Raw genomic sequence first — 26,701 nt, 5'->3', positions numbered from 1 at the left:
ACCGTGAACCGCCGTAACCGGCTGCTGCCCGCCGCCATAGCCTTCGCCACCGTCACCGCCCTGCTGGTCAGTTCGTGCAGCAGCTCGGGCTCGGAGGACGACAACGACTCGGCCGACGGCACCCAGAGCGCCTCGCCCACGGCCACCGCGCCGAGCACCCCCGGCACCGCCGCGCCCAGCACCCCCGGCACGCCCAGTGACCCCGGCACCACCTCGGCCCCGGGCACCCCGGGCACCACCGCCCCGGGCACCCCGCCGGGCACCACCCCGCCCGGCGCCACCACCCCGCCGTCCGGCGCCCGCTGGCAGCCCACCCCGGGCCTGACCTGGCAGTGGCAGCTCGGCGGCGGCCCCGTGGACCAGTCGGTGGACGTGCCGGTCTACGACATCGACGGCTTCGAGAACGACGCCTCCGTGGTCGCCGCGCTGCACGCCAAGGGCCGCAAGGTGATCTGCTACATCAACGCCGGCTCCTGGGAGAACTTCCGCCCCGACTCCGCCGCCTTCGCCAAGGCCCTGCAGGGTTCGGACACCGGCTGGAAGGGCGAGAAGTGGTTCGACATCCGCAAGCTCGACCAGCTGCGGCCACTGATGGCGGCCCGCTTCGACATGTGCAAGAGCAAGGGCTTCGACGCCATCGAGCCGGACACCATCGAGGCCTACAACCAGAACAGCGGCTTCCCGCTGACCCCGGACGACCAGATCAAGTACAACCGGATGCTGGCCCAGCTCGCCCACGAACGCGGCCTCGCCATCGGCCTCAAGAACGACCTGGACCAGATCTCCGCGCTGCTGCCGGACTTCGACTTCGCGGTCAACGAGGAGTGCTCGCAGTTCGACGAGTGCGACCGGGTCGCGCCCTTCGTGAAGGCGGGCAAGGCGGTCTTCCACGTCGAGTACAAGCTCGACACGGACCAGTTCTGCGCCAAGACCAAGGCCCTGGGGTTCAGTTCGATGCAGAAGAAGCTCGACCTCAACGCCTGGCGCAAGCCCTGCTGAGGCCGGTGCTTCCCGTCGCGCGGGTGACCCTCACCGGGTCACCCGCGCGAGGGTCACTTGACCGCCAGCCAGACGACGGCGCCCAGGACGACCAGGGCGACGACGGCGATCAGCGCGATCACGCCGGTGCGATTGCCGCCGGTCTTGCTGCTGCCGTAGGTGGAGACGGAGCCCGGTGCCTGACGCGCCGGGCTCTCGTCGACGAACGCCCGGAACATCTGGGTGCTACCGGCGGGGTCGTAGTCGTTGTCAGCCATGGCTGCGACTCTAACGAATCCGCCCACCTCAGGCACACCCCGGACCCCTCCCCGGGCGAACCCACCACCCGCGCGTGCGACGGCGGTACGACCGGATCGTGAAATCCGTGTGACCGACGGAACGGCCCGCCGCACGGGCCTGGTTGACTGCGGGCATGACCGGAAACCAGAGCCGGGTCCGCCTCGGCACCTCCGACCTGTCCGTCCACCCGCTCTGCCTCGGCGGCAACGTCTTCGGCTGGACGGCCGACCAGCAGCAGTCCTTCGCCGTGCTGGACGCCTACGCGGCCGCCGGCGGCAACTTCGTCGACACCGCCGACGTCTACTCCGCCTGGGCCCCCGGCAACACCGGCGGCGAGTCCGAGACGGTGATCGGCGACTGGCTGCGCAGCCGGGGCAACCGCGACGACATCGTGATCGCCACCAAGGTCGGCAGCCACCCCGCGGCGACCGGCCTGGCCGCGGCCACCATCAGGTCCTCCGTCGAGGGCTCGCTGCGCCGCCTGGGCATCGACCACATCGACCTCTACTACACCCACCGGGACGACGACACCCCGGTCGAGGAGTTCGTGACGGCCCTGGACGAGCTGGTCCGCGCGGGCAAGGTCCGGGCGGTCGCCGCCTCCAACATCTCCGCCGAGCGGCTCGCCGAGGCGCTGTCCTTCGCCGAGCGCGAGGGCCTGGCCAGGTACGTCGCGGTCCAGCCCCAGTACAACCTGGTGTCCCGGGGCACCTTCGAGGGCCCGCTGGCCGAGGTGGTCGCCGAGCACGGCCTCGCCACCGTGCCCTACTACGCGCTCGCCTCCGGCTTCCTCACCGGCAAGTACCGCCCGGGCGGCCCGGGCGTCGACAGCGCCCGCGCCGAGGGCGCCGCCCGCTACCTCGCCGAGCCGCGCGGCCCCAAGGTCCTGGCGGCCCTCGACGCGGTCGCCGCCGAGCACGGCGTCGAGCCCGCCACCGTCGCCCTCGCCTGGCTCGCCACCCGCCCCACGGTCGCCGCCCCCATCGCCAGCGCCCGCGCCGTCGAGCAGCTCCCCCCGCTCCTCGCCGCCGCCACCCTCACCCTCACCCCCGCCCAGACCGCCCTGCTCACCACCGCCTCGGCCTGAGCACGCACCGGGCCCCCGACAGCGGCGTGCTGTCGGGGGCCCGGTGGGTTCCCCGGCTACGGCCGACCGAAATGGGTCGGGTAGTAGCCCGAGTTGAGCGTGGATATCCGGACGGTCTTGCCCGGCCTGGGGGCCTCGACGAACGTGCCGCCGCCCAGGTAGATCCCCACGTGGTGGATCCCCGACGCCCGGCCGCTGTCCGACCAGAACACCAGGTCACCGCGGCGCAGTTGGCCCGCGCTGATCGGCGTGGTCGCCGCGTACTGGTCGTCGGCCACCCGGGGCAGCCCTATCCCGCTGCGCCGGTAGGCCTGCTGGACCAGCCCGGAGCAGTCGTAGCCGGACGGGCCGTTGCCGCCCCAGACGTACGGCTTGCCCAGCTGGGCGAGCGCGTAGTCGACGGCCGCCTCGGTGTTCCCGGACGTCGGGGTGGTGTCCGGGGACGGGCGGCTGTCCGACCCGCCGGAGTCCTGGTCCGAGCCGCCGCCGGACTGGCCGGTGCGGCTGGCGTAGACGTCGTAGTGGCTGGTCCACCGCCACTCGCCGCTGCCGTTCTTGAACCAGTACCTCGACCCGTCCCAGCCCTGGCGCAGGCCCCAGGAGGAGGCCGAGCCGTTCGAGCCGGTCTTCGAACCTGAGGAACCGGACGCCCCGGAGGAACCGGACGCCCCGGAGGAACCGGACGAGCCGGACTGGCCGGTGCGGCTGGCGTAGACGTCGTAGTGGCTGGTCCACCGCCACTGACCGCTGCCGTTCTTGAACCAGTACTTCGACCCGTCCCAGCCCTGCTTGCCGGCCGCCGCGTGCGCGGAGCCCGCACCGGCCGTCAGGCCGACCACGCCGGCGCCCGCCAGCACGGTGGTGGCCAGGCAGGTACTTCGCACGGCCCGGTTTATTCGGCTGCCACCGCCGACCGCGGCGGCCCGGGCGGTGCGCGGCCGGGCGGCGCAGTTCGGGCAGCCGCAACCGGTGATCGCGGGGATGCTGCCCAGGCGCTCCTCGAAGCCGATCAGACCGGGATCGGCGTCGGGGCCGGTGCCGGGTTCGGCGTACGCGCCGGTGGCTATCCTCATGCGGGTCGTCCTTCCTTCCGCCCGGCCCGGGCGGCCGGGGGCGGTACCGAGGCGGCCACTCCGGCCGGGGCGACGAAGGCGACCAGCAGCTGTTCCATCAGGGCGCTGCGGGCGGCCTCGTCCAGTTCGTGCGCGGTCGCGCGCTCCAGGCGCCGGACGGCCAGCGCCGCCGCCTCCACCGCGTCGTCGACCAGGACGGTCCGCAGGCCCGCGTCCAGGTCGGCCAGCCGGCGGCGGCGCATCGACTCGGCCACCTCGGGCGCGTAGTCCAGCGCCAGCGGCTGCACCGAGTAGACCTCCAGGCCCGCCGGGGCGGCCTCGGCGGCCAGCGCCCGGGTCATCTCGTCGGCGAACCACTGCCCGTCGCGGAGCGCCGGGCCGGGCCCCGCGTTGCTGTCGCAGGGCAGGGTGGAGGCGGTGCGGGTGAGCACCGCCTGGACCTGCTCGCGCAGGTAGCTCTCGTGGTCCTCGATCGCCAGCAGCGCCCGCGCGGTGTCCTTGACCCGCCAGACGATCAGCAGCCGGACCACGATCGGGGTGCCGGTGCGGTCGACGACCTTGACCGGCTCGCTGCGCCAGTGCCGCAGCCGCACGTCGACCCGCCGGCGCCGCAGCAGCGGGTTGACCCAGACCAGGCCGGTTCTGCGCACCGTGCCCCGGTAGCGGCCCCAGCGGCTCAGCACCCGGGTCTCGCCGCCCGCGTTGGCCAGCAGGCCGGCCAATGCGAACACCACCAGCAGCCCGGCCGCGCTGACCGCCGCGATGGCCTGGGCGTCGATCTCGGCCCGGTCGCCCGCCCGCACGGCGGGGCTTCGCAGTTCTGGCAGCACGTCCCAGTGCGGGACGACGCCGGTGCGCAGCAGCACGTAGCCCACCGCGGCCAGGCCGAGCAGCACCACCAGCAGGGCGACCCAGCCGGGCAGGACGGCGGCGGTGTGCTCGCGCAGCGCCTGGTCCGCCCGCGGGGGGCGGCGCGAGGTGGCGGCGGCGGGGGCACCGGCCGGGCCGAGCTCGGGGAGTTCGACGGTCTCCGGGGCGGCGGTCTCCAGCGGGTCCCGCTGGTCGGCGGCCCCGGCCGGGGACGGCGCGGGGACGACGGCCAGCGGGGCCGTGGCCGGACCGCCGTCGACCGAACCGGCCGGGCCGACCGGCTTGGCGGCCTTGACGGTCGAGACCCTGGGCAGCGGGCTGGCGCCGGAGGCGGAACGTTCCGGCAGGGCCGGGGGGAACGACGTGGGCAGGTTTTCGGGTCGCTGCGAAGAATCGCGGGTGACGTCCATGCACGGATCCTCTGGGTCTGGTGTGTCGCGCAACGGGCGGCCCGGATCTGACGGGCAGTGCCAGAGTCAGGCTAAGTTCATACGTCATCAAATGCGACATTTAAGCCGACGTGTGTCGACATTTGCTGACGAATCGTCCAAAGCTGACCTGACGCGCAGGCACATGGTCGGTTGGTAGGGACGGTTCGGCGCAGGTCAGCGCCGTCGGGCACCGGATCCACGGGCGAACACCCGACGGGTGATCAGCCCGATTCCGGCGAGCACCAGCAGCGCCCCGGCGAGCAGGCCGTGCCAGCGGGCCTCCCGGGGCCGGGCGGCCGCCGCCCCTTCGGCCGGGGGTGCCGGCAACGGCCGGGCGGCGGCGCCGCTCGCCCTGCTTCCTTCCTGGTCGGCGGCCGACAGCAGCTCGGCGACGACCTCCGACGGGGACTCGGCCACCGGAGCCGGACGGCCGCCGGGCGACGCGGCCAAGGCTCGCGGCGCGCCGACGCCCGGGGACGGCCGAGCACTCCCGGACGGCCGCGCACTGCCGGACGGCGGGGCGGGGACGGCGGAGACGGCGGGAACGAACGGAACCGACGGACGGGCCGAGGCGCTGGAGCCGGCGGAGGCACCGGGGGAGGTCGGGCCGACCGAGGCCGCCGCAGGGGGCACCGGGACCGCAGGGACGGACGTCACCGACGGCACCGGCACCGGTGGCGTCGCCGGTGCCACCAGCACCGGCGGCGTCACCGGCGGCACGACGATCGGCAGCAGCCCCACCGGAACCGGCCGGAGCGCCGGCACCTCGCTCGGACTCGGCGACCCGACGGCCGACGGCACCACCACCGACGGCGACGGCGAAGCCGATGGGCTCGCACTCGCCGCCACGGACGCCGCCCCACTCGCCCCCGACGGAACCGCCACTGACGGACTGACCGCCGAAGGACTCACCGCCGGAGAACTCACCGCCGGAGGACTCACCGCCGGAGGACTGACCACTGACGGACTGACCGCCGGAGAACTCGCCGCCGAAGGACTCACCGCCCCCGCAGCCGCCACCCGCACCCGCACCGGATCCGCCGACGTCCCGTTCCCCGCCCGGTCGGTGACCGTGACGGTCAGCCAGTGCTCCCCGTCCGCCAGGTCCCGGTTGGCGGTGCAGCTCCAGCTCCCGTCCAGCGCCGCCGTGGCCCCGCAGAGCACCGTACGCTCGCCGCCCGCCGTCGGAGCGGCCGCGACCTGGACGTTCGCCCCCGCTTCGGCCCGACCGGCGAGCTTGGGCCGGCTGACCCGCAGGACCTCCCCGGGAGCGGGCGCGGTGAGCACCGGCTTGTCCGGCGGCACGGTGTCCACGACCAGCGCGACCGGCTGTCCGGCCGTCCTGTTCCCGGCCGCGTCGACGGCGACGGGGGCGAGCTGGTGGCTGCCGTCGGCCAGGTTCTCGACCGGCAGGCAGGACCACCCGCCGTCCGTGCGGACCGCGCTGCTGCAGAGTTCGGCGGAGGCGGGGGCGGAGGCGGAGGCGGACCGGGCGGTGACCGAGACGGTGCTGCCGGCCTCGCCGGTGCCGGTGAGTGGCAGCCCCGGGTCGTTGGTGTAGGCGGGGAGGGTGAGCACCGGCGCGGTCGGCGGCGTGGTCTTCACCGTGACCTTGGCGGGCTCGCCGCGCAGCACCACCCCTCCGCTGGTGGTCTCCACCGGGGTCAGGGAGTGCGACCCGGCCGCGAGCGCGCTGCCGGGGCGGCAGGACCAGTCGCCGTTGCGTTCGACCTTGGCCCGGCAGAGCACGGTGTCGCCGTCCCGGACCTCCATCGAGGCGCCGGCGACGGCGCCTTCACCGCTGATCCTGGGGCGGGCGTCGGCCAGCACGGTGCCGTCGACCGGCTCGGCGACCTCGGGCCGGGCGGCGCCGACGGTCAGCTTGATCCGCTGGTCGGAGACCTCTCCGGAGTCGGCGAAGCCGCCGGAGGGCACGAGTTGGCTGGTGTCGCGGCCGATCCGCAGCCGGGCCCAGGTGTCGCCGGCGGCGGCGCCGGCCGGCACGGTCCACTCCAGCGTGGCGGTGTCGGCGCCGGCCGGGATCTCGGTCTGCACCCGGTCGCCGGGGTCGAACCGGCCGCTGTGGTCGAAGTCGATCCAGCCGGCCAGGGTGGCGGGCTGGTCGCCCACCGCGACCGGGACGGTGACCCGGTAGTACCGGCCGATGGCGGCCTGGTCGGGGAAGCCGAGCGAGGGGTCGGCGCCCTGGTACTCGCCGCGGCCGGGCTGGAGTTTGGGCGGCGGCGGGCTGCCGGCCGGGCCGGTGGGCAGGCTCGCGAAGGGGTTGCCGCGCCGGACCGCGCCGTGGTCGAGCTCGACCAGCGGCCGATCGGCGGGGGCGGCGGCGGGGGCGGCGGCGGAGCGGCGGCGGTCGCGGTGGGCGGGGGTGGTGGCGTCGGCGCCCAGGAAGAGGTCGGAGACCACGTGCGAGGCGTTGCCGTAGGCCTGCGGCGCGGTGCCGAGGTCCTCGTCCACGGTGACGGTGTAGGCCTGTCGCAGGAGGGGCGGCGCGGTGGTGCTGCCGGCCCTGGGGGTGGAGCGCTGCTCGATCCGGAACACCGCGGTGCGGACCGTCCCGGTGAGTTCCAGGGTGCCCTCGGCGGCGGAGCCCGCGGCGGCGTCGGTGGAGCCGTCGGGGCCTGTGGGCGCCAGGGAGTTGCCGTCGACCGTCCAGCCGGGCCAGTCGGTGCGGCCGATCAGGCCGGGGGCGGCGGGGGATCCGCCGGTGAGGGTCAGTCGGGCCGCGGTGCTGGTGGTGCCGGATTTCCCGGTGGCGACGGCGGCGAGTCCGCTGAGGTGCAGCCGGGGATTGCGGACCGGCCGGGAGAATCCCAGTCGGAGGGTTCCGACGGTGCGCCAGGAACCGTCCGCCTGCGGACGGTCGGGGGTGAGGAGGAAGGTCTGGGCCGGGTCTCCGGCGTGCATTCCGTCCGCGTATCCGACGGAACGCCCCCCTCCGGAGCGATCGGCCAATCGGCCCGCTTCGGCGGTGACCGCCGTTCCGGTTTCGGCCGTGAGGTCGAACTGGACGACGAGCCCGGAGGGCAGCACCGCCCGGTGTTCGGCCGACCAGGAATCAGGAGCTTGTCGGGCCACCGAGAGCGGGGTGTTCCAACCGGTCAGCGCCCCGACCGTGAGAACGGCCAGGACGGCAGCTGTGCGGGGGAACTGTCGGCTCATCCGGCTCTCCTTCACGGTCGGCTGCCGGGGCGGCGGGCAGTCTGGGCACAAGATCCGACAAAACGGAATCACGATCCTGGACCGGTCATACTCCGACACCTGCGCTTTTGGCCGCGTCCCACCCGATTGGCGGCCATCCGGGCGGCAGGACGGGATGTACCCGAAACGACTGCATTTCATCCATTAGGCGGTAATGGATCCCGCCGGGAGCGCCCGGACCCACCCGAATGGCGGAGAGAGGGTAATTCCGGCTGACCAGACGGACACCAGTGTCCGGCACCTGACCATTCACCGGAGAACTCTGTTCGAATTACCTACCCGCTCAGTAGAGTCGGGCACCGTGACCATGGACCCCGTACTCGTCGAGCGCGGTTTCGCCGCGGTGGAGCCGCACGGCCCGGTCGTCGCCGAATACTTCCACCAGCACCTGTTCGAGCACGATCCCGGCGTCCGCGGCCTCTTCGCCGAACACCTGGGCGACCAGCAGGACCGGCTGTTCGCCGCCCCCGGCGCGCTGGTCACCCGCCTGGAGCACACCGACACCGTGGGCGCGGCCCCCACCGAAGCCCGGTCGGTCCAGCCGGGGCGGCGTGGTGGCCTTCGACCCCGCGGTCATCCGCGCCAGCTTCGCCGTCGTCGAACGCCGGGCCGATCACCTGGCCACCTACTTCTACGCCCACCTGTTCAGCCACCACCCCGGGCTGCGTCCGCTCTTCCCGGCCCAGTTGGACGAGCAACGGGACCGGCTGTTCGCCGCGCCCACCCGGATCGTGCTGCAACTGGACGAGCCCGAGCGGCTCGCCGAGCTGCTGCTCGCGCTGGGGGCCGCCCCGGAACCGGTCCGGCACGACCCGGCGCCGGTGACCTTCAACCGGGCCCGGCCGCTCACCAGCTCGGACTGGTTCCTGGACCGCCGGAACGTGCCCTGGATCAACCGGACCGACCTGGAGTGAGCGGCGTCACGCACCGCCGGAGCCGGCGCCCGGAAAACGGAGAAGCCCCCGGCCGGTGGCCGGGGGCTTCTCGCTGGTGCGCTCAGCAGGATTCGAACCTGCAACCTCTTGATCCGTAGTCAAGTGCTCTATCCGTTGAGCTATGAGCGCAAGGAACGGGCGAACCCGATCTTGCGGAGTTTGGTGCGCTCAGCAGGATTCGAACCTGCAACCTCTTGATCCGTAGTCAAGTGCTCTATCCGTTGAGCTATGAGCGCTCGCCCTGGTGAACCATGCCCCCGGGGCGTTGCGTGGACAACATTACATGACCTGCGACGCAGGACGAAATCGATTGATCCGACCCCGGGACGGCCACCCGCGGCCCCCGTCCCGGCCGGCCGGCCGACGGGCCCCGGACATGCGAAGAGCCCCGCCGACGTGATCGTCGACGGGGCTCCCCGGCTGGCGGAGGCTGAGGGATTTGAACCCTCGATCAGGAATAACCCCGAAACCGCATTAGCAGTGCGGCGCCATAGACCGGACTAGGCGAAGCCTCCCCACATGGAGCACACCCGCGCGAGCGGGCCCGTTCCGTGTGTCAGTGATGATGCCACAACCGTGGGGCTCGGCACCAACCACCGCCAACGTTACTAGGCGGGTCGCTCCCGCCGCAAAGAAGAATGAGATACTGCCGACTCCGGAGGAGCTGCCCTGAGCCGAGGAGACCTGTCGACGTGAGCAGCAGGCCGATCCGAGGCGCTGCTCGCCTCGACGCCATACTCGACGCCCTGCCCGAAGCGTTGTTGCTGGTGAACAGCAACGGCACCGTGGTGGACGCCAACAGCGCGGCGGTCCAGGCGCTACAGGCGCCCGGCACCTCGCTGGTCGGCATGGGCGTGCTCGGCCTGCTACCCGAGTTCGACCCCAGCCGGATCCCGGGCTCGATGCGCCCGGCCACCCGCGACGCCGACGCCCTGGACCGTCCGGTCCGGATGACCGCCCACCGCACCGACGGGACGACCTTCCCGGTTGAGGTCTCCGGCAACGACTTCGCCACCGACGGCGGCGACGGCTACGGACGCTCCCCCTACGAGCCCTACCGCGAGGGCCCCCGCGCCTCCTCGTCCTCCGACCTGCTCCTGCTGCTGGTCCGCGACCTCTCCGGGCGGCTCGGCGTCGAGACCGAACTGCGCCGCCAGCACAAGCAGACCGAGATGATCCTGCGGGCCGCCGCCGAGGGCGTGCTCGGTGTGGACCTCGAAGGCCGCTGCGTCCTGGTCAACCCGGCCGCCGCGCACATCCTGGAGTACCGGGCGAGCGAGCTGGGCGGGCGCGAGCTGCACCCGCTGATCCAGCACTCCCGGGCCGACGGCACCCCGCTGGCGCTGGAGGAGTCCGCGCTGCTGGACACCCTGACCTCCGGGCGCAAGCACCGGGTGCGCGGCACCGTGCTGTGGCGCAAGGACGGCCGCCCGGTCACCGTCGACCTCACCACCGCCCCGGTCCGGGACGGCGACGAGCTGGTCGGCGCGGTGATGACCTTCACCGACCGCAGCCGCGAACTCGCCCTGGTCGCCCGCAACGAGCACCTCACCGCCGTCCTGGAGAGCGAGCTCGGCGGCGCGCTGAGCGCGCTGAACCAGCGGCTGGACCGCCTCGCCGCCGACCCGGCCGGGCAGCTCTGGCCCGAGGCCAACTGGACCCTGCGCCGGCTCGCCGACGAGTGCCGCCGGTTCGGCAAGCTGATCGACGGCGTGCTGGAGCACCAGCGCTCCGAGGCCGGCGAGGGCGCACCGGCCGAGGACCGGGACGGCAAGGAGACCAAGGACGGCAAGGACGGCAAGGGCGGGCGCAGGACCGCGAAGCGGGTCCCGGTGGGCCTGGACAAGGTGGTCCGCCGGGCCGTCGAGGAGGCCGGCGAGCTGGTCGGCCCCGGCCGGGTGCGCTTCTCGGTGCACGCCGCCGCGGTCGAGGTGATTGCCGACGAGCGTCGGCTCGCCCAGGCGCTGGCCCACCTGGTCGCCGACGTCAGCGGCACCGGCCTCGCGCTGGACGCCCCCACCGCCCCCTCCCCCGGCCTGGCCGTCCCCGGACTGTCCGTGCCCGGGTTGGGAGGCCCGCCCACCCCGCCGGCGCCCGCCGAACCGCCGACCGTCGTCCTGGCCGCCGCCCAGCGCGGCGAGGTCGCCCGGGTCGAGATCCGCGGCCCCGGTGTCGGCGGCAGCCCCGTCCACCTGCCGATAGCCCGCGCGGTGGTCGAGCGCCACGGTGGCGTGCTCCAGCCGCACGAGCTGCCCGGCAAGGCCGGGACCACCTACGTGGTCGAGCTGCCGCTGGACCCGGCCGCCGCGAAGGCCGCCGCCGAACGCGCCTCCGCCGAGGGCCGCTCGGACCGGCCCAAGGAGGGCGACAGCGCCGTCCTGCCCGAGCTGCCGGGCATTCCGCAGCTGCCCACCAGCGCCGACACCGCCGAGTCCACCCGACCCGCCCCCGCCCCCGCCGCCGGCGCCCCGACCGGCGCCGGCCGCCCCGCCGACGCGCCGGACACCCGCGAGGGCACCGAGCCGGAGCAGGCACCCGCCGAGGAGGCCCCGGCCGAGCGCCGCGGCCGCCGCGGCCGGCCCGCCGCCGGAGCCGGGGCCCCCGGGAGCCCCGCCCCGGCCGCTCCCGCCGACCAGTGGCCGAACGCCCCCGCCCGGGTCGAGCGGGCCGTCCCCGAGCAGTGGAACGGCACCGGCAACGACCCCGCCTACGGGCGCACCGGCCCGGCCGCCCCGGAGGCGGCGCAGAGCGACCCGTGGGGCAAGGACGACGGCCGCTCCGGCCCCGCCTACGCCGTACCCGTGGAGGGCGCGCGCCCCGCGCAGGGCCGGCCCGCCGGCCGTGAGCCGCTGGCGCTCGGCCCGGCGCCCGCCGACGCCGCCGCTGCTTCCGCCTCCGCTCCCGTCGAACCGCAGCCGAACGGCGCCGCCGCCGAGGAGGGCGGCGAGGCCAAGCCGCGCAGACGCCGCGCCCTGCCCTCCGCCGAGGACTCCTCGGGCGGCTTCGCGCTCCCCGGCGTGGGCGACACCCCGGTCTACCCCGGCCTGGAACACGCCCTGCCCGCCGGTCCGGCACCCGCCCCGGCCGAGCCCGCCGTCGCACCGACCGGCCGCCGCCGCCGGCTCTCCGTACCGCCCGGCCCCGGGGCGGACGCCCCGGCCGGAGCACCCGCTCCGCAGACCGGCGGCGCGCTGGAGCCGGCCCGGCCCGCGCTGCCCGCCGCCGAGGAGCCCGCCGGGCCGCGCCCGGTCGGCAGCGGACTGGCCGAACTGGCCCCACCGCGACCGGCCGCCGCCCCGGTGCCCGCCGCCCCGCAGCCGCCCGTGCCGGCCGCGCCGCGCGCGCTGGCCGAACTGCCCGCCGCCCGGAGCGACCGCCCGGACGCCGAGCAGCCGCAGGCCGCGTCCGGTGAACTGGCCAACACCCGCCGGCTGCTGGTCTGGCCCGAGCCCGACCCGGCCACCGGCCAGGCGCTCCAGGCGCGCGGCTACCTGCCAGTGATCGTCCGCTCCCGCGAGGAGGTGGACGCCCAGGCGAACGCCTTCCCGGCGGCGCTCTTCGTCGACCCGCTGACCGGCCCGATCACCCGCACCGCGCTGCAGTCGCTGCGCACCGCGGCGCTCAACAGCCGGGTCCCGGTGCTGGTGACCGCGGGCCTCGGCCAGGCCACCCGGGACGCCGCCTACGGGGCCGACCCGGCCGTGCTGCTGCGCGCCCTGGCCCCGCGCGACGGCGAGCACCACGCCCCGCGGGTGCTGCTGGTCGAGGGCGATCCGGACATCGCCGCCGCCATGATCAGCAGCCTGGAGCGGCGCGGCATGCACGTCGAGCACGCGGTGGACGAGAACGACGCCGTCGCCCGGGCCAGCAGCGTGCAGCCCAACCTAGTGGTGATGGACCTGTTCCAGATCCGCCGCCGCCGGATCGGACTGCTGGACTGGCTGCGCGCCAACGACCGGCTGCACCGCACCCCGCTCGTGGTCTACACCTCGGTAGACCTCGACCCGCGCGAACTGCCCCGGCTGCGCACCGGCGAGACGGTGCTCTTCCTCGCCGAGCGCTCCACCAGCGAGGACGTCCAGTCCCGGATCGTCGACCTGCTCGGGCGGATCGGCGCAATGGGCGAGGCGGGCATCGCCGCCGCGGGCTGAGCCCGGACACACCGGAGGGCCGGCCCCCGTCCGTACGGGGCCGGCCCTCCGGTGTGTCCGCTACTCCTTGCCGAGCGTGGTGACGTCCAGTTCGTCGGCCGCGTAGCTGGCCCGGATCACCTTCTTGTCGAACTTGCCGACCGAGGTCTTCGGGACGGACTCGACGATCGCCCAGCGCTCCGGCAGCTGCCAGGAGGCGATCCGCTCGGCCAGGAAGGCCCGCAGCTCCTTGAGCCCGACGACGGCGCCCGGGCGCAGCACCACGGTGGCCAGCGGGCGCTCGCCCCACTTCTCGTCCGGCACCGCGACCACGGCGGCCTCGGCCACCTCGGGGTGGCCCATCAGGGCGTTCTCCAGCTCGACGGAGGAGATCCACTCGCCGCCGGACTTGATGACGTCCTTGGCCCGGTCGGTGAGGGTCAGGTAGCCGTCGGCGGTGATGGTGCCCACGTCGCCGGTGCGCAGCCAGCCGTCCTCGGAGAACTTGTCCTCCGGGCGGACCGGGTCCTGCCCGGCGCCGCCGTAGTAGGCGGCGGCGATCCACGGGCCGCGGACCTCCAACTCGCCGGCCGAGACGCCGTCGTGCGGCATCCGCTCGCCGCCCGGGCCGATCAGCCGGGCCTCGACCGAGGCCGGGAAGAGGCCCTGGGTGATCCGGTACGGCCACTCCTCCTCGGGGGTGAGGCCGCCCGGCGGCTGGGCGAAGGAGCCGAGCGGGGAGGTCTCGGTCATGCCCCAGGCGTGCAGCACCCGGATGCCGTGCCGCTCGTCGTAGGCCTTCATCAGCGAGGGCGGGCAGGCGCTGCCGCCGATGACGACCATGCGCAGGCTGGAGGTGTCGTAGTCGCCCGCGTCCAGCTCGTCCAGCAGGCCGCTCCAGATGGTCGGGACGGCGGCGCTGACGGTGGGGCGGACGGCGGCGATCATCTCGGCCATCGGCTTGGGCTGGAGGAAGCGGTCCGGCATCAGCAGGTTGGCGCCGGACATGAAGGCGGCGTGCGGGATGCCCCAGGCGTTCACGTGGAACATCGGGACCACCGGCAGGGCGGTGTCGCGCGGGGTGAAGGCGAAGTTGTCACCGGTGTTGACCTGCATGCAGTGCAGGTAGATCGACCGGTGGCTGTAGAGCACGCCCTTCGGGTCCCCGGTGGTGCCGGAGGTGTAGCAGAGCACGGCGGCCCGGCGCTCGTCGATGTCCCGTTGCCACGGGAAGTCGGTGGGCCGGTCGGCGATCAGCTCCTCGTAGTCGTGCACGCCGCCGGCGAAGCCGGCCAGCACCGAGCGGTCGCCGGGGCCGGCCACCACGATGTGCTTGAGCGTGGGCGCGAGCTGCGGCAGCACGGCGGCGAGCAGCGGCAGGACGCTGCCGTTGACGACGATCACGCGGTCGGCGGCGTGGTCGATGATGAAGGACAGCTGCTGGGCGGGCAGCCGCAGGTTCAGGGTGTGCAGCACGGCGCCCATCGCCGGGACGGCGAGGTACGCCTCCAGGTGGACGTCGTTGTTCCACATCAGCGTCGCGACCCGGTCGTCGCCCGTCACCCCGAGCTCGTCGCGCAGCGCGTGCGCCAGCTGCGCGGCGCGCGCGCCCACCTCGGCGTAGGTCCGGACGACCGGACCGGTCGCGTCCCAGGTGGTGACGGTGGAACGGGCGTGGACCGTGGACCCGTGCTCCAGGATTCGGGCGACGGTGAGCGGTACGTCCTGCATCGTGCTGAACACGGGTCCTCCTCGACCTGGCGGCACTGGCGGTTCCACGGCACTTCCTACCGGGCGGTAATGCGCGTGGACGTGCCCGATTGTGCCGTTCCGTCCGCCCGCTGTCAGCATCCGGAACCCGTTGCACGGATCACGGACGCGCCGACGGCTCCGCCCCGCCCGGCTCAGCGGTGGTCGGGGCGGCAGAGCCGCAGCGAGTTGGCGGGGTCGGGGGTGTAGGCCGGGTCGAGCGTCCAGCCCTGCTCGGCGGCGATCCGCAGCGCCCGCTGGGCCCCGGCCCCTCGGTAGGTGGCGCGGTTCAGCCGGATCCGGCGCAGGAAGGTGCCGTCCGGGGCGGTCAGCCGGCCGTAGCCGTCGGCGGCGCGGCCGAGCTCGCGGGTGGCCTCGCGCGCGAGGATGCGGCGGACGTGCCGGTCCCAGGCGGCGGCGCTGCCGGTGAACTCGGCGCGGAAGGCGCGCGGGCCGACCGTCCAGCGGGCACCCCAGCGCTCCCAGTAGTCGGGCTCGGTGCGGTCCACCCAGAAGGTGAGCAGGCCGTACAGCGGGGCGTAGCCGAGCTGGAGCAGGAAGATGACGGGCAGCAGCGGCGCGAAGCGCCCCGGCTGCGGGCCCCACGGGGTGCCGGGCGCGGCCGGCGGGTCCTGCGGGGCGGGGGCGTGCGGGGCGGCCGGGGCCGGGAAGCGCCGGACCAGCCGGACCCGCTGGGCGTCGGTGCCGGACGGCTCCCCCTGCCAGCCGAACCGCTCGGCGACCCGGAACACGCCCTCCGCGCCGAGGCCCCGGTAGAGCCGCACGGCCAGTCCGACGGACACCTCGCGGCTGAGGTCGACCTGCACCTCGCCGCCGCCGGCCGCGTGGTTCGCCTCGGCGGCCGCGAAGCGGCGCCGCAGGACCGGGGTGACGTAGCGCTCCCAGTCCTCGGGGCGGCCGGTGAGCTCGGCCCGGAGCCGGCGCGGCGGCACGAAGCTGCGGTCGACCCTCAGCCAGCCGTCCGAACTGGGGCCCTCACCACCGTAGTTGGAGAAGATCGCGGCCGCGATGACGACCACGAACACGACCACCAGGGCGAGGATCCAGAGCGGGACGTAGATCCACTGCAACAGGAACTGGAGCAGCACCACCAGGCGGTTGCGGCGCGGCAGCGGGCCCGGCAGGCCACCGGACCGCGGCGGGCCGGGCCGGGCGGAGGACTGCTGCGGCGGGACGGGCTGCGGGTACGGCTGCTGCCGCGCGTACTGGCTCTGCTGCGCGTACGGGTCCTGCCGCGCGTACGGGTCCCGCTGCGCGTACGGGTTCTGCTGCGGCGGGACGGGCCGGGCGTACGGGTTCCACTGCGGCGGCCCGCCGTCCCCGGGTGCGTCCGCGCGTTCCTGTCCGTCGGCCATGCCGCCCCCCCCCTGCTGCTCGGTGAGCGGCCACCCTATCGACGCGCGGTCACCCGGCGGTCGGGCCGTCGACCTGGTCGCGGTCGACGGTGAGGGTCTCACCGGCGTAGGTCTCCTGGACGTTGCCGTGGTACTGGTGGACGCGCTGGTGGGCGGCCCAGAGCTGCGGGCCGAGCGGGCCGGAGCCGGCGGTGTCGGCGTGGTCGTCCCAGCGGGCGTACCAGACGGCGTCGGGGAGCGGGGCGCTGCCGGCCCGGGCGGCGGCCGCCAGGTCGGCGACGCCGGAGTCGAGGCTGGAGTAGAAGCCGGAGCGGTAGCCCGCCGCGTGCAGGGCCTGGGTCCAGCCGAGGGCGAAGTCGACCACGGCCTGGCCGCAGCCGGCGTCGTGCATCGGGTAGGCCTCGATGTCCAGGTAGATCGGGGCACCCTTGCCGAAGCCGAGCGCGCGCATCGCGCGCAGGGCCTCGCCGGCCTCGTCCCGGCCCTGCTGGGCGGCCTTGGCCGGGTCGATCCGCTTGGGCTTGCGGCTCGGGTCGGCGCACGGCGCCTGGAGGCCGACGTGCACCGGCAGGAACCGCCAGCCGGTCGCGCGCGCCCGGTGGATCCAGTCCGCGGTGAGCCGGGGCTGGGCGCAGCCGCGCTGGGAGCCGCTGACGTAGATGCCGACCGCCCCGTACGGGGAGGCGGCGCGCCAGGCCTGCAGGGCCTCGGTCGAGGGGGCGGTACAGACGTCGAAGGCGGTGCCGCTCCAGTTGTCGCGGAACCGGGGCGGGCCGATCCGGTCGGGGAGCCGGACGGCCCGGATGCGGGGGACGGCGGCGGCCGGGGCGGAGGCCTCGGCGCTCACGCCCGTCCCGTCGGTGGCCAGCAGGAGCACGAGGGAGGCGGCGAGGAGGGCCGCCGGGCGGAGATAGCGCACCCCGCATTGATACTGACGGACCATCGGACGAACGCGTCAACCACGCCGCGCGGCCCGTTCGAGCCCACCCTTTCGGGCGCACCCGTCCGCATCCGTCCCGGTTTCCGTGAACGGGTTGTAACGAGCTTGCTGGTTTGTCACTCCTTACGGCAAACTCGTCAGCATGCCCAGCTCCCACACCGGCGAAACCATCGCCCCCACCTCGGCCGCTGCCGTCGCCGAGGCCCTTGCCATGCCGCCCGCCCCCAAGGGCGAGCCCGCCGGCGAGCGGGGCAGCTGGCGACGAGGTGGGGAGCCCGGTTCCACGGCGCCCCCGGGGCTCCGCCCCGGCCGGTCCACCGGCCGGATCGGCAAGGCCCTGCGGCGCCCGGACAGGATCCCGGCGCCGCTTCTGTGTCTGGTCGCGATGTTCCTGGTGCAGACCGGCATCGCCCTGTCCAAGCCGCTGTTCGGCCCGCTCGGGGTCAGCGGCACCACCTTCCTGCGGCTGGGCTTCGCCGCGGTGATCCTGCTCGCCGTCACCCGGCCCCGGCTGCGCGACAAGCGCCCGCGCGACCTCGCCTCGGCCGCGCTGCTCGGCATGGCCTCCGCCGGGATGACCTTCCTGTTCGCCGGGGCGATCGACCGGCTGCCGATGGGCACCGCCGCGACCATCGAGTTCCTCGGCCCGCTCGCGGTCGCCCTGGTCTTCGCCCGGCGGGCCAGCCACCTGCTCTGGGCGCTGCTCGCGGCGGCCGGGGTCGTCCTGCTGACCCTGCTCGGCGAGGGGGACGGCGGCGGCTCGCTCGACCCGGTCGGCCTGCTCTACGCCTTCGGCGCGGCCGGCTGCTACGCGCTGTACATCCTGTTCACCGACAAGGTCGGCGCCGCCTTCCAGGGCTTCCAGGGGCTGGCGGTGTCGATGACGGTCGGCGCGCTGTTCCTCGCACCGTTCGGGCTCGGCGAGGCCTGGGACGGGCTGACCGCCCCCGGCGCATCGCCCCTGGTGCTGCTCGCCTCGGCGGCCGGGGTGGCGCTGCTGCTGCCGGTGCTCCCGTACGCGCTGGAGATGACGGCGCTGCGGCGGATGCCCCAGCGGGTGTTCAGCGTGCTGGTCAGCCTGGAGCCGGCGGTCAGCGCGCTGGTCGGGCTGGTGGTGCTCGGCCAGCTGCTGGGCGCGGCGCAGCTGGCCGGGATCGGCTGCGTGGTCGCGGCCAGCGTGGGGGCCACGCTGACCGGACGGCGCTGACCGTGCGGGGCTGACCGGACGGGTCCGGCCGTACCGGTCCGGCCGTGCCGGCCCGGTGTCGCGGCGCCGGCCTACGGCCAGAGCAGGGTGCGGGACCACTCCGGGGTGCGGACCGGACCGGTGCGGGTGTAGCGCAGCCGGACGTGCCGGCGCTGGGCGTCGCCCTGCCAGAACTCCACCTCGTGCGCCCACAGGGTGTAGACCGCGTGGCCGGGCGCGACGGAATCCGGGGTCGCCTCCAGCCGGCGCCGGGCGACCGCCACCGCTTCGTCGTACTCGGTCAGCTCGCCCAGCGGCTCGCTCTGCCGGCCGACCAGCGCACCCACCCGGGCGGCGGGCGAGCGGGTGGCGAACTCCGCGGCGGCGACCAGGTCGGCGGCCCGCTCGACACTGCCGCGCACCCGGACCTGGCGGCCCAGCTGCGGCCAGTAGACGCTCAGCGCGGCGGCCGGGTGGTGGGCGAGCTGGCGGCCCTTGGGACTGTCGGCGGCCGCCGAGAAGTTCCAGCCGGTACCGGCCGCGTCCACGTCGCGCAGCACCAGCACCCGGGCGTCCGGCATGCCGTCGGCGTCGACCGTGGAGAGGGTGAAGGCCTGCGGGTCCAGCACCCCGGCGTCCAGCGCGGTGGCGAGCCAGTCCACGAACAGCGGGCCGGGCTCGGCGGGGGCGGCCGCGGGGTCGAAGGAGGGCAGCGGGCGGGCCATCGGCGGGCGGCCGAGCAGCAGTTCGGGGACGGACCTCGGCCCGGGCCGGCGCTCGTCCAGTGGTGCCGGGCACGGCTCCGGCTGCGGCTCCGGTGCGGGCCTGGCCCCGTCCGGGCCGGTCAGGCCCTCGTCCTCCGCCGCCATCGCGCGCCTTCCTTCCGATTGCCGCGGTCGCCGCCCCGACCGGGCCGTCCGTTCCGGGCCCGGCCACGTGGAGCGCTGTCGGAGCGCAACCGTACCGCCGTGGACCGACGGCTCCGGGCGCGGGCCCTCGCTGGCGGGATCCCGGCCGCTCGCGGGGGCGGGGCGCGCGGCAGGGCGCGCGCGGGCAGGGCGCGCGGGCAGGGCTCGTAGGCGCCCCGGGCCCGGACGCACTCGTGGGCGGTGCCGATGGCGGCACCGCCCACGAGGCCGGTTTCGCGGCGACCCTTTCCGCTGGCCGGTCCATGCGTTCGTCCGGTCTCCCCGGTCCACCCGGGGCGGGAAGCCCGCCCGGTGACCGTTCCGAACCCCGCCGCGGCTGCTCAGCTCACCCGCGGCCGTCCACCTCCGGCGCCCCCGCCGGCAGTGGCACCCGGGGCCGTCAGCTGAAGATCGGGGCGAAGATGACGTTGATGTTCTTGTTGCCCTGACCGGCCAGGACGTTGCCCGCGTTGTCCTTCACCGCGACGGTGTTGTTCTGGTTCGAGGCGCCGGCGCCGGTGGCCGTCTGCTGGGTGGAGACGTAGTTGCCGTCGAGGCCGCCGAAGACGTTGCCGGTGCCCGTGTTGGACACCACGCCGGCGTTGGACCCGGCCGCGGCGCCCGCGCCGTTGTCGGCGGCGGCGACCCCGGCACCGGCCAGCAGCAGACCGGCCGCCAGCGGGGCGGCGAGCAGGATCCCGGACACCCGGCGGGTGTTGAAGCGAGCCATGTGAGCCTCCAAGAAAGCTGTTAATCGTGCATTGGTCGGGCAAGGTGCGGGGGTTCGCCGGCCAGACGAACACCTGCGGGCTGCGACGCCGGGAGACAGACTTCCGCAACAAATCGACAAAGCACTAGCCGGCGGAGCACTTTTCGCCCGTTAGCGTGATATCCACCTGGGCCGCGCATAACGGGCGGCAGATCGGACAGTGCGCCGACACACCGCTACTGAGCTGGGACTTCGCCCGATCGGCGGCCTTTCCGCGGAGGTCGGACGACGGCGCGCCGGTGCCGTACGAACCTCCGGGCGCACCACCCCCGGCGCGGGCCAGCCCTGAATACGCCCCCGAAAAGTTCGCCCACCCTCCCATGTCGACTTTTCAGCCATTCGCAGACCATCGGAAAGTCGTACCGAAAAAGCGGTCCCAGGAGTTCGGCGAGAAAAGACTATCTCGCTCTGAAAATCAGACCATCTTGCCCGGATTGAGGATGCCCAGGGGATCGAAGACCGCCTTCACCTGCCGTTGCAGGTCCAGCCCGACCGGCCCCAGCTCACGGGCCAGCCAGTCCCGCTTCAACAGCCCCACCCCGTGCTCCCCGGTGATCGTGCCGCCCAGCTCCAGCCCGAGCGCCATGATCTCGTCGAAGGACCGCTGGGCGCGCGCCGTCTGCTCCGGGTCCGCGGCATCGAAGATCACGATCGGATGGGTGTTGCCGTCCCCGGCGTGGCTGACCACCCCGATCGTCAGCGCGTGCCGCTCGGCGATCGCCGCGACGCCGTTGAGCATCTCGGCCAGCCGGGAGCGCGGCACCGCCACGTCGTCGATCATCGTGGTGCCCAGCCGGTCCAGCGCGGGCAGCGCCAGCCGCCGGGCCGCCAGCAGCAGGTCCGACTCCGCCTGGTCCTCGGCCGGAACCACCTCGGTCGCCCCGGCCTCCCGGCACAGCTCCGCGACCCGGGCCAGCCCGACCTCCCGGTCCGGCCCGTCGAAGGCCACCAGCAGCAGCGCCCGGGTCGACTCCGGCAGCCCCATCTGGCCCAGCTCGTTGACGGCGCGGACGGAGACCGCGTCCATCAGCTCCATCAGCGACGGCGTCAGCCCGCGCTCCATCACCGCGCAGACCGCCGCCCCCGCGGTGTCCGCGCTGGGGAACTCCGCCGCCAGCGCCAGTTGCGGCTCCGGCGCGGGCCGCAGCGCCAGCACCGCCCGGACCACCACCCCGAGGGTGCCCTCCGAGCCGACGAACAGCCGGGTCAGGTCGTACCCGGCCACCCCCTTGGCCGTGCGGCGCCCGGTGGACAGCAGCCGGCCGTCCGCCAGCACCACGTCCAGCCCGAGCACGTACTCGCTGGTGACGCCGTACTTCACGCAGCAGAGCCCGCCCGCGCCGGTGCCGATGTTGCCGCCGATCGTGCAGGACTCCCAGCTGGACGGGTCCGGCGGGTAACAGAGCCCCAACTCCTCGACCGCGCGCGACAGTTCAGCGTTCACCACGCCCGGCTCGACGACCGCCACCCGGTTCACCGGGTCGATCTCCAGGATCCGGTTCAGCTTCACCAGCGACAGCACGACGCAGCCGTCGACGGCGTTCGCCGCCCCCGACAGCCCGGTCCGGGCCCCCTGCGGCACCACCGGCACCCGCAGCTCGGTCGCGGTGCGCAGCACGTGCTGCACCTGCTCGACCGTCTCCGGGAAGACCACCACCGCGGGCGTGCCGGCGGCGCAGAAGCCCGCCATGTCATGGCTGTAGGCGGCGGTCACGTCCGGATCCGCCACCACCGCCTCCGCCGGGAGGCCCTGCGCCAGTCGGTCCGTCAGATCACTCATCGCCGCCTCCAGTCACCACCGCACCGCCGCCACCTCCGCACTCTGCCCCGAGGCCCGGGGCCGGGCAAGTGGGCCTCGGCACGGCCGCACGCCGCGCCGAGGCCGCGCCGGACGCTACCTGCGGACCACCGGCTCCTGGAACTCGACGACCCAGTCGGACCGGTCGTCCGGGGTCTCCAGGTAGCGCTCCCGGGCGTAGCCGGTCGAGCGGTAGCCGTTCTCGTCGATGTAGCGGGCCAGCGCCTGGAAGCTGCCCATCGCGTCGTCCATCGAGCCGCGGTGCACGATGGTCACCGCCTGCTCGATCGGTGCCTGGTCGACCACCTCGATGTCGTCCCGGTCGTCCCGCACGGACGGCGCGACCTGGAGGGCGACCCGGATGACCACCGAGCCGTCGCCCTCCGGCCCGTCCTCGTACCGGGCGACGGACGGCCCGACCACCTCGATCCCGGCCTCCTCCACCCGCCGGCACAGCTCGTCGAAGAGCGGGCCGATCACCGGGGTGATGTCCTCCGGCGCGTAACTCGCCGCCACACCGCTGAGTTGGGCCACCCGCACGGACGGAACGGGCTTCACCACGACATCGTGCTCGAACATGTTCCCCTCGCTCTCGATCGTCCGGAGCCTCGCCTCCACCCGGGCCAGCCGCTGCTCGTCCGCCGCGATCGCCTCGGCGAGCTGGGCCCGCCGCAGCCGCAGCATCCCGCGCAGCTCGGCCGCGTCCAGGTGCTCGTCCAGCACGGCCCGCACCTGCTGCAGCGTGAAGCCGAGCTCCTTGAGCGCGATCACCCGGTTCAGCCGGGCGAGTTGGACCGCCTCGTAGGAGCGGTACCCGGTGGCCGGGTCCACCCTGGCGGGCGTGAGCAGGCCGATCGCGTCGTAGTGGCGCAGCATCCGTACCGACACCCGGCCGTGGACGGCGAAGTCTCCGATGTTCAACATGGTGCTCCCACTCCACCGTCTCCCCCTGTGTCAGGGTCAACCCCCGGCCGCCGGCCCGGCCGCGGCCCCCCGCCGCCACGCCGCCGTCACGCCCCGGAAAACACCGAGGGCGGGTGCCGAACGATCTCGGCACCCGCCCTGAGCAGGTGGTTTCTCCTACCGGCGGAGAGCGTGGGATTCGAACCCACGGTGACGGGTCACGCCACGACAGTTTTCAAGACTGTTCCCTTAGGCCGCTCGGGCAGCTCTCCAGGCGGAGGTCAGCCTAACGGGTCCGGCGGCGTTCGGTGCACACGATTCCGCGTGCCCGTGGGTCACTGATCGCCGTCCCGCTGGCCGAGCGTGACCTTGGTGGTCATGGTCTGGCCGTTGCGGGTGTACTCGACGTCGACGGTCTCGCCCGGCTTGTGCGTCCAGATCCGGCTGACCAGGGCGGGGCCGTTCTCGATCGGTGCGCCGCCGAGCTTGGTGATCACGTCGCCCGGCTTGAGGCCGGCCTTGTCGGCCGCGCCGCCGGGGGTGACGGCCGGCTGGCCCTGGATGTCCTTGGTCTGGATCTGCGCGCCGTCGCCCTTGTAGTCGTCGTTGCGCAGCACGTCGAGCTTGGCGTAGACCGGCTTGCCGGTCTTGATCAGGGTGTCCGCGACCCACTTGGCCTGGTTGATCGGGATGGCGAAGCCCAGGCCGATGCTGCCGGCCCGGCCGTTCGCGGAGGCGTTGGACTGGATCGCCGAGTTGATGCCGATCACCGCGCCGCTGGAGTCCAGCAGCGGGCCGCCGGAGTTGCCGGGGTTGATCGAGGCGTCGGTCTGCAGGGCGTTCATGTACGAGGCCTGCGAGCCGGTCTCGTCGCCGGAGGCGACCGGGCGGTCCTTGGCGCTGACGATGCCGCTGGTGACGGTGGACTCCAGACCGTACGGCGCGCCGATCGCGACAGTGGCGTCACCGACGTTGACCTTGTCGGAGTCGGCCAGCGGCAGCGGCGCCAGCTTGCTCTTCGGCGGGTTGTCGATCTTGACCACGGCGACGTCGTAGCCCTCGGCGTGGCCCAGCACCGAGGCGCTGTAGGAGGTGCCGTCGGCGAACTTGACGGTCAGTTTGCCGCTGTTGAGGGCCGGCGCGACCACGTGGTTGTTGGTGAGGATGTGGCCCTCGGTGTCGAAGACGAAGCCGGTGCCGGTGCCCGACTCGGTGCTGTTCTGCGCCTTGATGGTGACGACGCTGGGCAGCGCCTTCTGGGCGATGGCGGCGATCGACCCGGGGACGGGCTCGTTCTTCTGGGTGTTGCTGGCCTGGACGGTGGTGCTGCGGTGGTCGTCCGCCGAGCTGCTGCCGGCGGTGTGGTCGCTGGCGACCACGCCGACCGCGCCGCCCGCGATGCCGGCGACCAGCGCGACGGCCGCGAGCAGGGCCACCAGGCCGCCGCGCTTCTTGCGCGGGCCGTGGCCGCCCGGGCCGCCGGGGTACTCGGCGGGGTAGCCGAGCGGGCCGCCGGGGCCGCCGGGGTGGCCCGCGCTGGCGTCGTGGCCGCCCCAGCCGCCGAGCGGCTGACCGGCACCGAAGGGGTGGTGACCGGGCGCACCGGGCGCACCGGCGGCCGGAGCGCCGTACGGCTCCTGCGCGTTGGCGGCCGGAACGCCGTAGCCCTCCTGGGCACCGGCGGCGGGCACGCCGTGGGTCGGGGTCGCGTACGGGTTGGTGCCCGGGGTGCCCGGCGGCAGCGCGGGCGCGGCCGGGGCAGCGGCGACCGGGGCCGCGGCGGGCGGCGCGGGCGGCAGGACCGGCGGCGGGGCGTCGAGGTAGCCGGTGACCGGGTCGACGGCCGGCTCCTCGACGGCGGGCGCGGCCGGGGCGGCCGGGGCCTCCGGCGCGGGCACCTTGGTGAAGGCGACGGTCGGCTTGTGCCCGCCCTCGGCCGGAACGACCTGGGCCGGGGCCTGGGCCGGGGCCTCCGGGGCGGCGTCGCCCGCCGCGCTCGCGGCGGCCGGCTCCGGGACCCGGCCGAAGGCCATGGTCGGCTGGTGCCCGCTGTCCGCCGGGGCGGCGTCGGCCGACCCGGCCACCGGCCCGTCCGCCGGGTTGTCCGCCGGCTCGCCCTTCGGCTCCGGGACCCGGCTGAAAGCCATGGTCGGCTTGTGGCCGCCCTGAGCGGTGCCGTCGGCAGCGGCACCCGCCGCCTCCGGGGCCCCCGCGGGCTGCTCCCCCTGCGGCCCGGTGGGCCCAACCTCGCGCTCGGTGCTCACGGACGACCTCCATAGCTGACAGAACCAAGGACCATAGTTTTTCGCACCGACGATTCGATTGCCGTAAGGACCCCTCTGAATAACTCATAAGAATCCTTAGCCGCCACCGACACCGGGGCTCCCCACCCCCCGCCCGGCGTCCCGCGATGCGGACCGCGCACCCCGTGGCCTTTGGCGTTGGTACCCGTGCCGGTTAGCCTGTCGCTCCAAACTGACACGCGGGAGCTTGGACCGACCAGGCTGAGAGTGCGCATGTCGACCGTACGCCAGGCCAGTGACCGGCGGACCGTCGAGGGGGCGCTGACCGCCGGAACCTGTCCGGGTAATGCCGGCGTAGGGAGTATCGGCCATGCCGCCTGCTTCGCCATCCTCTTCTTCGGGCGCGCCCGCGTCCAAGGATTTCCCCTCCGGCCCGGCCGGCGCCGGTGCCGCGCTGCTGGACCACCGCGTCGAGGCACCGCTGGTCCTGGACACCGAGCCGCCGCGCACCCTGCGCTTCCGGGACCACTTCGCGCTCTGGATGAACCTCGGCGTCAGCCTGATCGGCTTCTCCACCGCCGCGACCGTGCTCGGCGAGAAGGGCAGCGAGCTGTCGCTGGCCGCCGCGGTGACCGCGATCGTGACCGGTACGGCGGTCGGCACCGCGATGCTCGGCGTCGCCGCGCTGATCGGCGCCCGCACCGGCGCCCCGGCGATGGCCAACCTGCGCGGCCTGTTCGGCACCCGGCTGTCCTACCTGCCGACCGTGCTGAACATCGTCCAGTGCGTCGGCTGGGGCGTGTTCGAGCTGCTGACCATCGCGGCGGGCGCCCAAACCGTCGCCCACACCAGCGACTACCGCTGGCTGTTCGTGCTGCTCGCGGGCGCGCTGACCACCGCGCTCACCATCTGGCCGCTGGGCTCGATCGCGGTGCTGCGCCGCTTCGTGGCCGGGGCGGTCGCGGTCGCGATGGTGTACTTCACCGTCCAGCTGGGCCGCCAGGGCGTGCCGGATCCGGGCGCGGGCAACTGGCACGGCTTCCTGGGCGCCACCGACGCGATGATCGCGGTGTCGATCTCCTTCGTCCCGATGGCCGCGGACTACACCCGGCACTCGCGCAGCCCGAGGTCGGCCTTCTGGGGCAGCTTCTCCGGCTACACCGTCGCCCAGGTCTGGTGCTACGTGCTGGGGCTGATGGCGCTGCTCCAGTCCGACGGCGACCCGAGCCGGATCTTCGACTCCTTCCTCGGGGTCTGGGCCGGCTGGCTGTTCCTGCTGGTGCTGGTGCTGCGCGAGACCGACCAGTCCTTCGCCAACGTCTACTCGACCGCGATGTCGCTGCAGAACCTGCTGCCGCGGGTGGACCGCCGGGTGCTGAGCGGCGGGATCGGCGTGCTGACCACCGTGCTGGCGCTGCGCATCGACCGGTTCACCGACACCTACAGCAACTTCCTCGGCCTGATCGGCTCGGTCTTCGTGCCGCTGCTGGCGGTGCTGGCGGTGGACTACTTCTTCGGCGCCGGCCGGCACGGCTGGGACCTCTCCGAGCGGGCGCCGTCCCGCTGGGTGATGCTGCTGCCGTGGGTGCTGGGCTTCGCCGTCTACCAGCTGATCGCGCCGACCGCGGTGGCCGACTGGTGGGTGGACTTCTGGACCTCGGCCCAGCGGACCCTGCACTTCACCCCGCAGGAATGGACCTCGGCCTCGCTGTTCGCCTTCCTGGTGCCGGCGCTGGTCACCTGGGGGCTCACCCCGCTGACCCGCCGCACCGCCCGGGCCTGACCCACCGGAGGCGGAGCCGGCCC

General features: G+C 74.4%; 19 protein-coding genes and 4 tRNA genes. 6 read left to right on the top strand and 17 right to left on the bottom strand.

Annotation, left to right across the window (positions count from 1 at the left end; all coding sequences use genetic code 11):
* The first annotated feature begins 3 nt into the window (after positions 1 to 3).
* Positions 4 to 999, top strand: a complete 996-nt coding sequence (locus tag ACZ58X_RS25720; RefSeq protein WP_470335949.1) for an endo alpha-1,4 polygalactosaminidase — start codon at positions 4 to 6, stop codon at positions 997 to 999.
* A 53-nt stretch (positions 1,000 to 1,052) separates the two neighbouring features.
* Here the strand turns inward: ACZ58X_RS25720 and ACZ58X_RS25715 are convergent, their stop codons facing one another.
* Entirely contained in the window at positions 1,053 to 1,256 is a 204-nt protein-coding gene (locus ACZ58X_RS25715) for a hypothetical protein (protein WP_470335948.1), read from the bottom strand.
* A 155-nt stretch (positions 1,257 to 1,411) separates the two neighbouring features.
* Here ACZ58X_RS25715 and ACZ58X_RS25710 point away from each other — a divergent pair, with 155 nt between their 5' ends.
* Positions 1,412 to 2,365, top strand: coding sequence for an aldo/keto reductase (locus ACZ58X_RS25710; protein ID WP_470335947.1), 954 nt, complete (start codon positions 1,412 to 1,414; stop codon positions 2,363 to 2,365).
* A 56-nt stretch (positions 2,366 to 2,421) separates the two neighbouring features.
* Here ACZ58X_RS25710 and ACZ58X_RS25705 read toward each other — a convergent pair whose 3' ends face one another.
* The 4 genes from ACZ58X_RS25705 to ACZ58X_RS25690 form a co-directional block, all read right to left on the bottom strand.
* Positions 2,422 to 3,438: a C40 family peptidase gene (locus ACZ58X_RS25705; RefSeq protein ID WP_470335946.1), complete on the bottom strand. Its 1,017-nt coding sequence runs from the start codon at positions 3,436 to 3,438 to the stop codon at positions 2,422 to 2,424.
* A complete protein-coding gene (locus tag ACZ58X_RS25700) occupies positions 3,435 to 4,718 on the bottom strand; it encodes an SPFH domain-containing protein (protein ID WP_470335945.1) in 1,284 nt (427 codons plus the stop codon). The genes ACZ58X_RS25705 and ACZ58X_RS25700 overlap by 4 nt, the downstream gene beginning before the upstream one ends.
* A gap of 195 nt (positions 4,719 to 4,913) precedes the next feature.
* Entirely contained in the window at positions 4,914 to 7,919 is a 3,006-nt protein-coding gene (locus ACZ58X_RS25695) for an Ig-like domain-containing protein (protein WP_470335944.1), read from the bottom strand.
* A gap of 322 nt (positions 7,920 to 8,241) precedes the next feature.
* The gene (locus tag ACZ58X_RS25690; RefSeq protein WP_470335943.1) at positions 8,242 to 8,535 is read right to left on the bottom strand and encodes a hypothetical protein; all 294 of its coding nucleotides are present in this window, start codon (positions 8,533 to 8,535) and stop codon (positions 8,242 to 8,244) included.
* Here ACZ58X_RS25690 and ACZ58X_RS25685 point away from each other — a divergent pair.
* On the top strand, positions 8,513 to 8,872 hold the full coding sequence (locus ACZ58X_RS25685; RefSeq protein ID WP_470335942.1) for a globin family protein: 360 nt from the start codon (positions 8,513 to 8,515) through the stop codon (positions 8,870 to 8,872). The genes ACZ58X_RS25690 and ACZ58X_RS25685 overlap by 23 nt on opposite strands.
* Before the next feature lie 74 nt (positions 8,873 to 8,946).
* On the opposite strand, the gene ACZ58X_RS25680 is transcribed toward ACZ58X_RS25685, so the two are convergent.
* The 3 genes from ACZ58X_RS25680 to ACZ58X_RS25670 form a co-directional block, all read right to left on the bottom strand.
* A tRNA-Arg gene (locus ACZ58X_RS25680) sits at positions 8,947 to 9,022 on the bottom strand.
* A gap of 31 nt (positions 9,023 to 9,053) precedes the next feature.
* A tRNA-Arg gene (locus tag ACZ58X_RS25675) sits at positions 9,054 to 9,129 on the bottom strand.
* Between the two features lie 185 nt (positions 9,130 to 9,314).
* Positions 9,315 to 9,408 (bottom strand) — tRNA-Ser (locus tag ACZ58X_RS25670).
* 177 nt (positions 9,409 to 9,585) lie between these two features.
* Between ACZ58X_RS25670 and ACZ58X_RS25665 the strand changes: the two genes are divergently transcribed.
* Positions 9,586 to 13,044: a hybrid sensor histidine kinase/response regulator gene (locus tag ACZ58X_RS25665; protein ID WP_470335941.1), complete on the top strand. Its 3,459-nt coding sequence runs from the start codon at positions 9,586 to 9,588 to the stop codon at positions 13,042 to 13,044.
* Positions 13,045 to 13,104: 60 nt separating this feature from the next.
* Here ACZ58X_RS25665 and ACZ58X_RS25660 read toward each other — a convergent pair whose 3' ends face one another.
* The 3 genes from ACZ58X_RS25660 to ACZ58X_RS25650 all read right to left on the bottom strand — a co-directional run bounded on the left by ACZ58X_RS25660 (position 13,105) and on the right by ACZ58X_RS25650 (position 17,067).
* Positions 13,105 to 14,766: a long-chain fatty acid--CoA ligase gene (locus ACZ58X_RS25660; protein WP_470335940.1), complete on the bottom strand. Its 1,662-nt coding sequence runs from the start codon at positions 14,764 to 14,766 to the stop codon at positions 13,105 to 13,107.
* Positions 14,767 to 14,927: 161 nt separating this feature from the next.
* Positions 14,928 to 16,148, bottom strand: a complete 1,221-nt coding sequence (locus ACZ58X_RS25655) for a hypothetical protein (RefSeq protein WP_470335939.1) — start codon at positions 16,146 to 16,148, stop codon at positions 14,928 to 14,930.
* A gap of 49 nt (positions 16,149 to 16,197) precedes the next feature.
* The gene (locus ACZ58X_RS25650; RefSeq protein WP_470335938.1) at positions 16,198 to 17,067 is read right to left on the bottom strand and encodes a DUF1906 domain-containing protein; all 870 of its coding nucleotides are present in this window, start codon (positions 17,065 to 17,067) and stop codon (positions 16,198 to 16,200) included.
* 163 nt (positions 17,068 to 17,230) lie between these two features.
* On the opposite strand from ACZ58X_RS25650, the gene ACZ58X_RS25645 reads away from it, so the two are divergent.
* The gene (locus tag ACZ58X_RS25645; protein ID WP_470335937.1) at positions 17,231 to 18,295 is read left to right on the top strand and encodes an EamA family transporter; all 1,065 of its coding nucleotides are present in this window, start codon (positions 17,231 to 17,233) and stop codon (positions 18,293 to 18,295) included.
* 71 nt (positions 18,296 to 18,366) lie between these two features.
* Here ACZ58X_RS25645 and ACZ58X_RS25640 read toward each other — a convergent pair whose 3' ends face one another.
* From ACZ58X_RS25640 to ACZ58X_RS25615, 6 genes are all read right to left on the bottom strand, one after another.
* Positions 18,367 to 19,143 (bottom strand): pyridoxine/pyridoxamine 5'-phosphate oxidase, encoded by a 777-nt coding sequence (locus ACZ58X_RS25640; RefSeq protein ID WP_470335936.1) that lies wholly within the window; start codon positions 19,141 to 19,143, stop codon positions 18,367 to 18,369.
* Positions 19,144 to 19,582: 439 nt separating this feature from the next.
* Positions 19,583 to 19,912 carry a hypothetical protein gene (locus ACZ58X_RS25635; RefSeq protein WP_470335935.1) on the bottom strand — a complete coding sequence of 110 codons (330 nt, stop codon included), beginning with the start codon at positions 19,910 to 19,912 and terminating at the stop codon, positions 19,583 to 19,585.
* A 454-nt stretch (positions 19,913 to 20,366) separates the two neighbouring features.
* Positions 20,367 to 21,731, bottom strand: a complete 1,365-nt coding sequence (locus ACZ58X_RS25630) for an FAD-binding oxidoreductase (protein ID WP_470335934.1) — start codon at positions 21,729 to 21,731, stop codon at positions 20,367 to 20,369.
* Positions 21,732 to 21,845: 114 nt separating this feature from the next.
* On the bottom strand, positions 21,846 to 22,673 hold the full coding sequence (locus tag ACZ58X_RS25625) for a MerR family transcriptional regulator (RefSeq protein ID WP_470335933.1): 828 nt from the start codon (positions 22,671 to 22,673) through the stop codon (positions 21,846 to 21,848).
* Positions 22,674 to 22,836: 163 nt separating this feature from the next.
* A tRNA-Ser gene (locus ACZ58X_RS25620) sits at positions 22,837 to 22,924 on the bottom strand.
* A 63-nt stretch (positions 22,925 to 22,987) separates the two neighbouring features.
* Positions 22,988 to 24,916, bottom strand: coding sequence for a S1C family serine protease (locus tag ACZ58X_RS25615; RefSeq protein WP_470335932.1), 1,929 nt, complete (start codon positions 24,914 to 24,916; stop codon positions 22,988 to 22,990).
* 349 nt (positions 24,917 to 25,265) lie between these two features.
* Here ACZ58X_RS25615 and ACZ58X_RS25610 point away from each other — a divergent pair, with 349 nt between their 5' ends.
* Positions 25,266 to 26,678, top strand: a complete 1,413-nt coding sequence (locus ACZ58X_RS25610; RefSeq protein ID WP_470335931.1) for a purine-cytosine permease family protein — start codon at positions 25,266 to 25,268, stop codon at positions 26,676 to 26,678.
* Positions 26,679 to 26,701 lie beyond the last annotated feature (23 nt).

The sequence above is a fragment of the Kitasatospora sp. NPDC040550 genome, from assembly GCF_055594965.1.
Note: the sequence above shows the minus strand (reverse complement) of the source record. Positions and strands in the feature narration are given on the sequence as shown.

Excerpts from the sequence above, each read along its gene's own strand:
- ACZ58X_RS25635 (WP_470335935.1), bottom strand. The coding sequence starts at position 19,912 with ATGGCTCGCTTCAACACCCGCCGGGTGTCCGGGATCCTGCTCGCCGCC.
- ACZ58X_RS25690 (WP_470335943.1), bottom strand. The coding sequence starts at position 8,535 with ATGACCGCGGGGTCGAAGGCCACCACGCCGCCCCGGCTGGACCGACCG.
- ACZ58X_RS25710 (WP_470335947.1), top strand. The coding sequence starts at position 1,412 with ATGACCGGAAACCAGAGCCGGGTCCGCCTCGGCACCTCCGACCTGTCC.
- ACZ58X_RS25625 (WP_470335933.1), bottom strand. The coding sequence starts at position 22,673 with ATGTTGAACATCGGAGACTTCGCCGTCCACGGCCGGGTGTCGGTACGG.
- ACZ58X_RS25705 (WP_470335946.1), bottom strand. The coding sequence starts at position 3,438 with ATGAGGATAGCCACCGGCGCGTACGCCGAACCCGGCACCGGCCCCGAC.
- ACZ58X_RS25645 (WP_470335937.1), top strand. The coding sequence starts at position 17,231 with ATGCCCAGCTCCCACACCGGCGAAACCATCGCCCCCACCTCGGCCGCT.
- ACZ58X_RS25695 (WP_470335944.1), bottom strand. The coding sequence starts at position 7,919 with ATGAGCCGACAGTTCCCCCGCACAGCTGCCGTCCTGGCCGTTCTCACG.
- ACZ58X_RS25715 (WP_470335948.1), bottom strand. The coding sequence starts at position 1,256 with ATGGCTGACAACGACTACGACCCCGCCGGTAGCACCCAGATGTTCCGG.
- ACZ58X_RS25655 (WP_470335939.1), bottom strand. The coding sequence starts at position 16,148 with ATGGCCGACGGACAGGAACGCGCGGACGCACCCGGGGACGGCGGGCCG.
- ACZ58X_RS25630 (WP_470335934.1), bottom strand. The coding sequence starts at position 21,731 with ATGAGTGATCTGACGGACCGACTGGCGCAGGGCCTCCCGGCGGAGGCG.
- ACZ58X_RS25640 (WP_470335936.1), bottom strand. The coding sequence starts at position 19,143 with ATGGCGGCGGAGGACGAGGGCCTGACCGGCCCGGACGGGGCCAGGCCC.
- ACZ58X_RS25700 (WP_470335945.1), bottom strand. The coding sequence starts at position 4,718 with ATGGACGTCACCCGCGATTCTTCGCAGCGACCCGAAAACCTGCCCACG.
- ACZ58X_RS25610 (WP_470335931.1), top strand. The coding sequence starts at position 25,266 with ATGCCGCCTGCTTCGCCATCCTCTTCTTCGGGCGCGCCCGCGTCCAAG.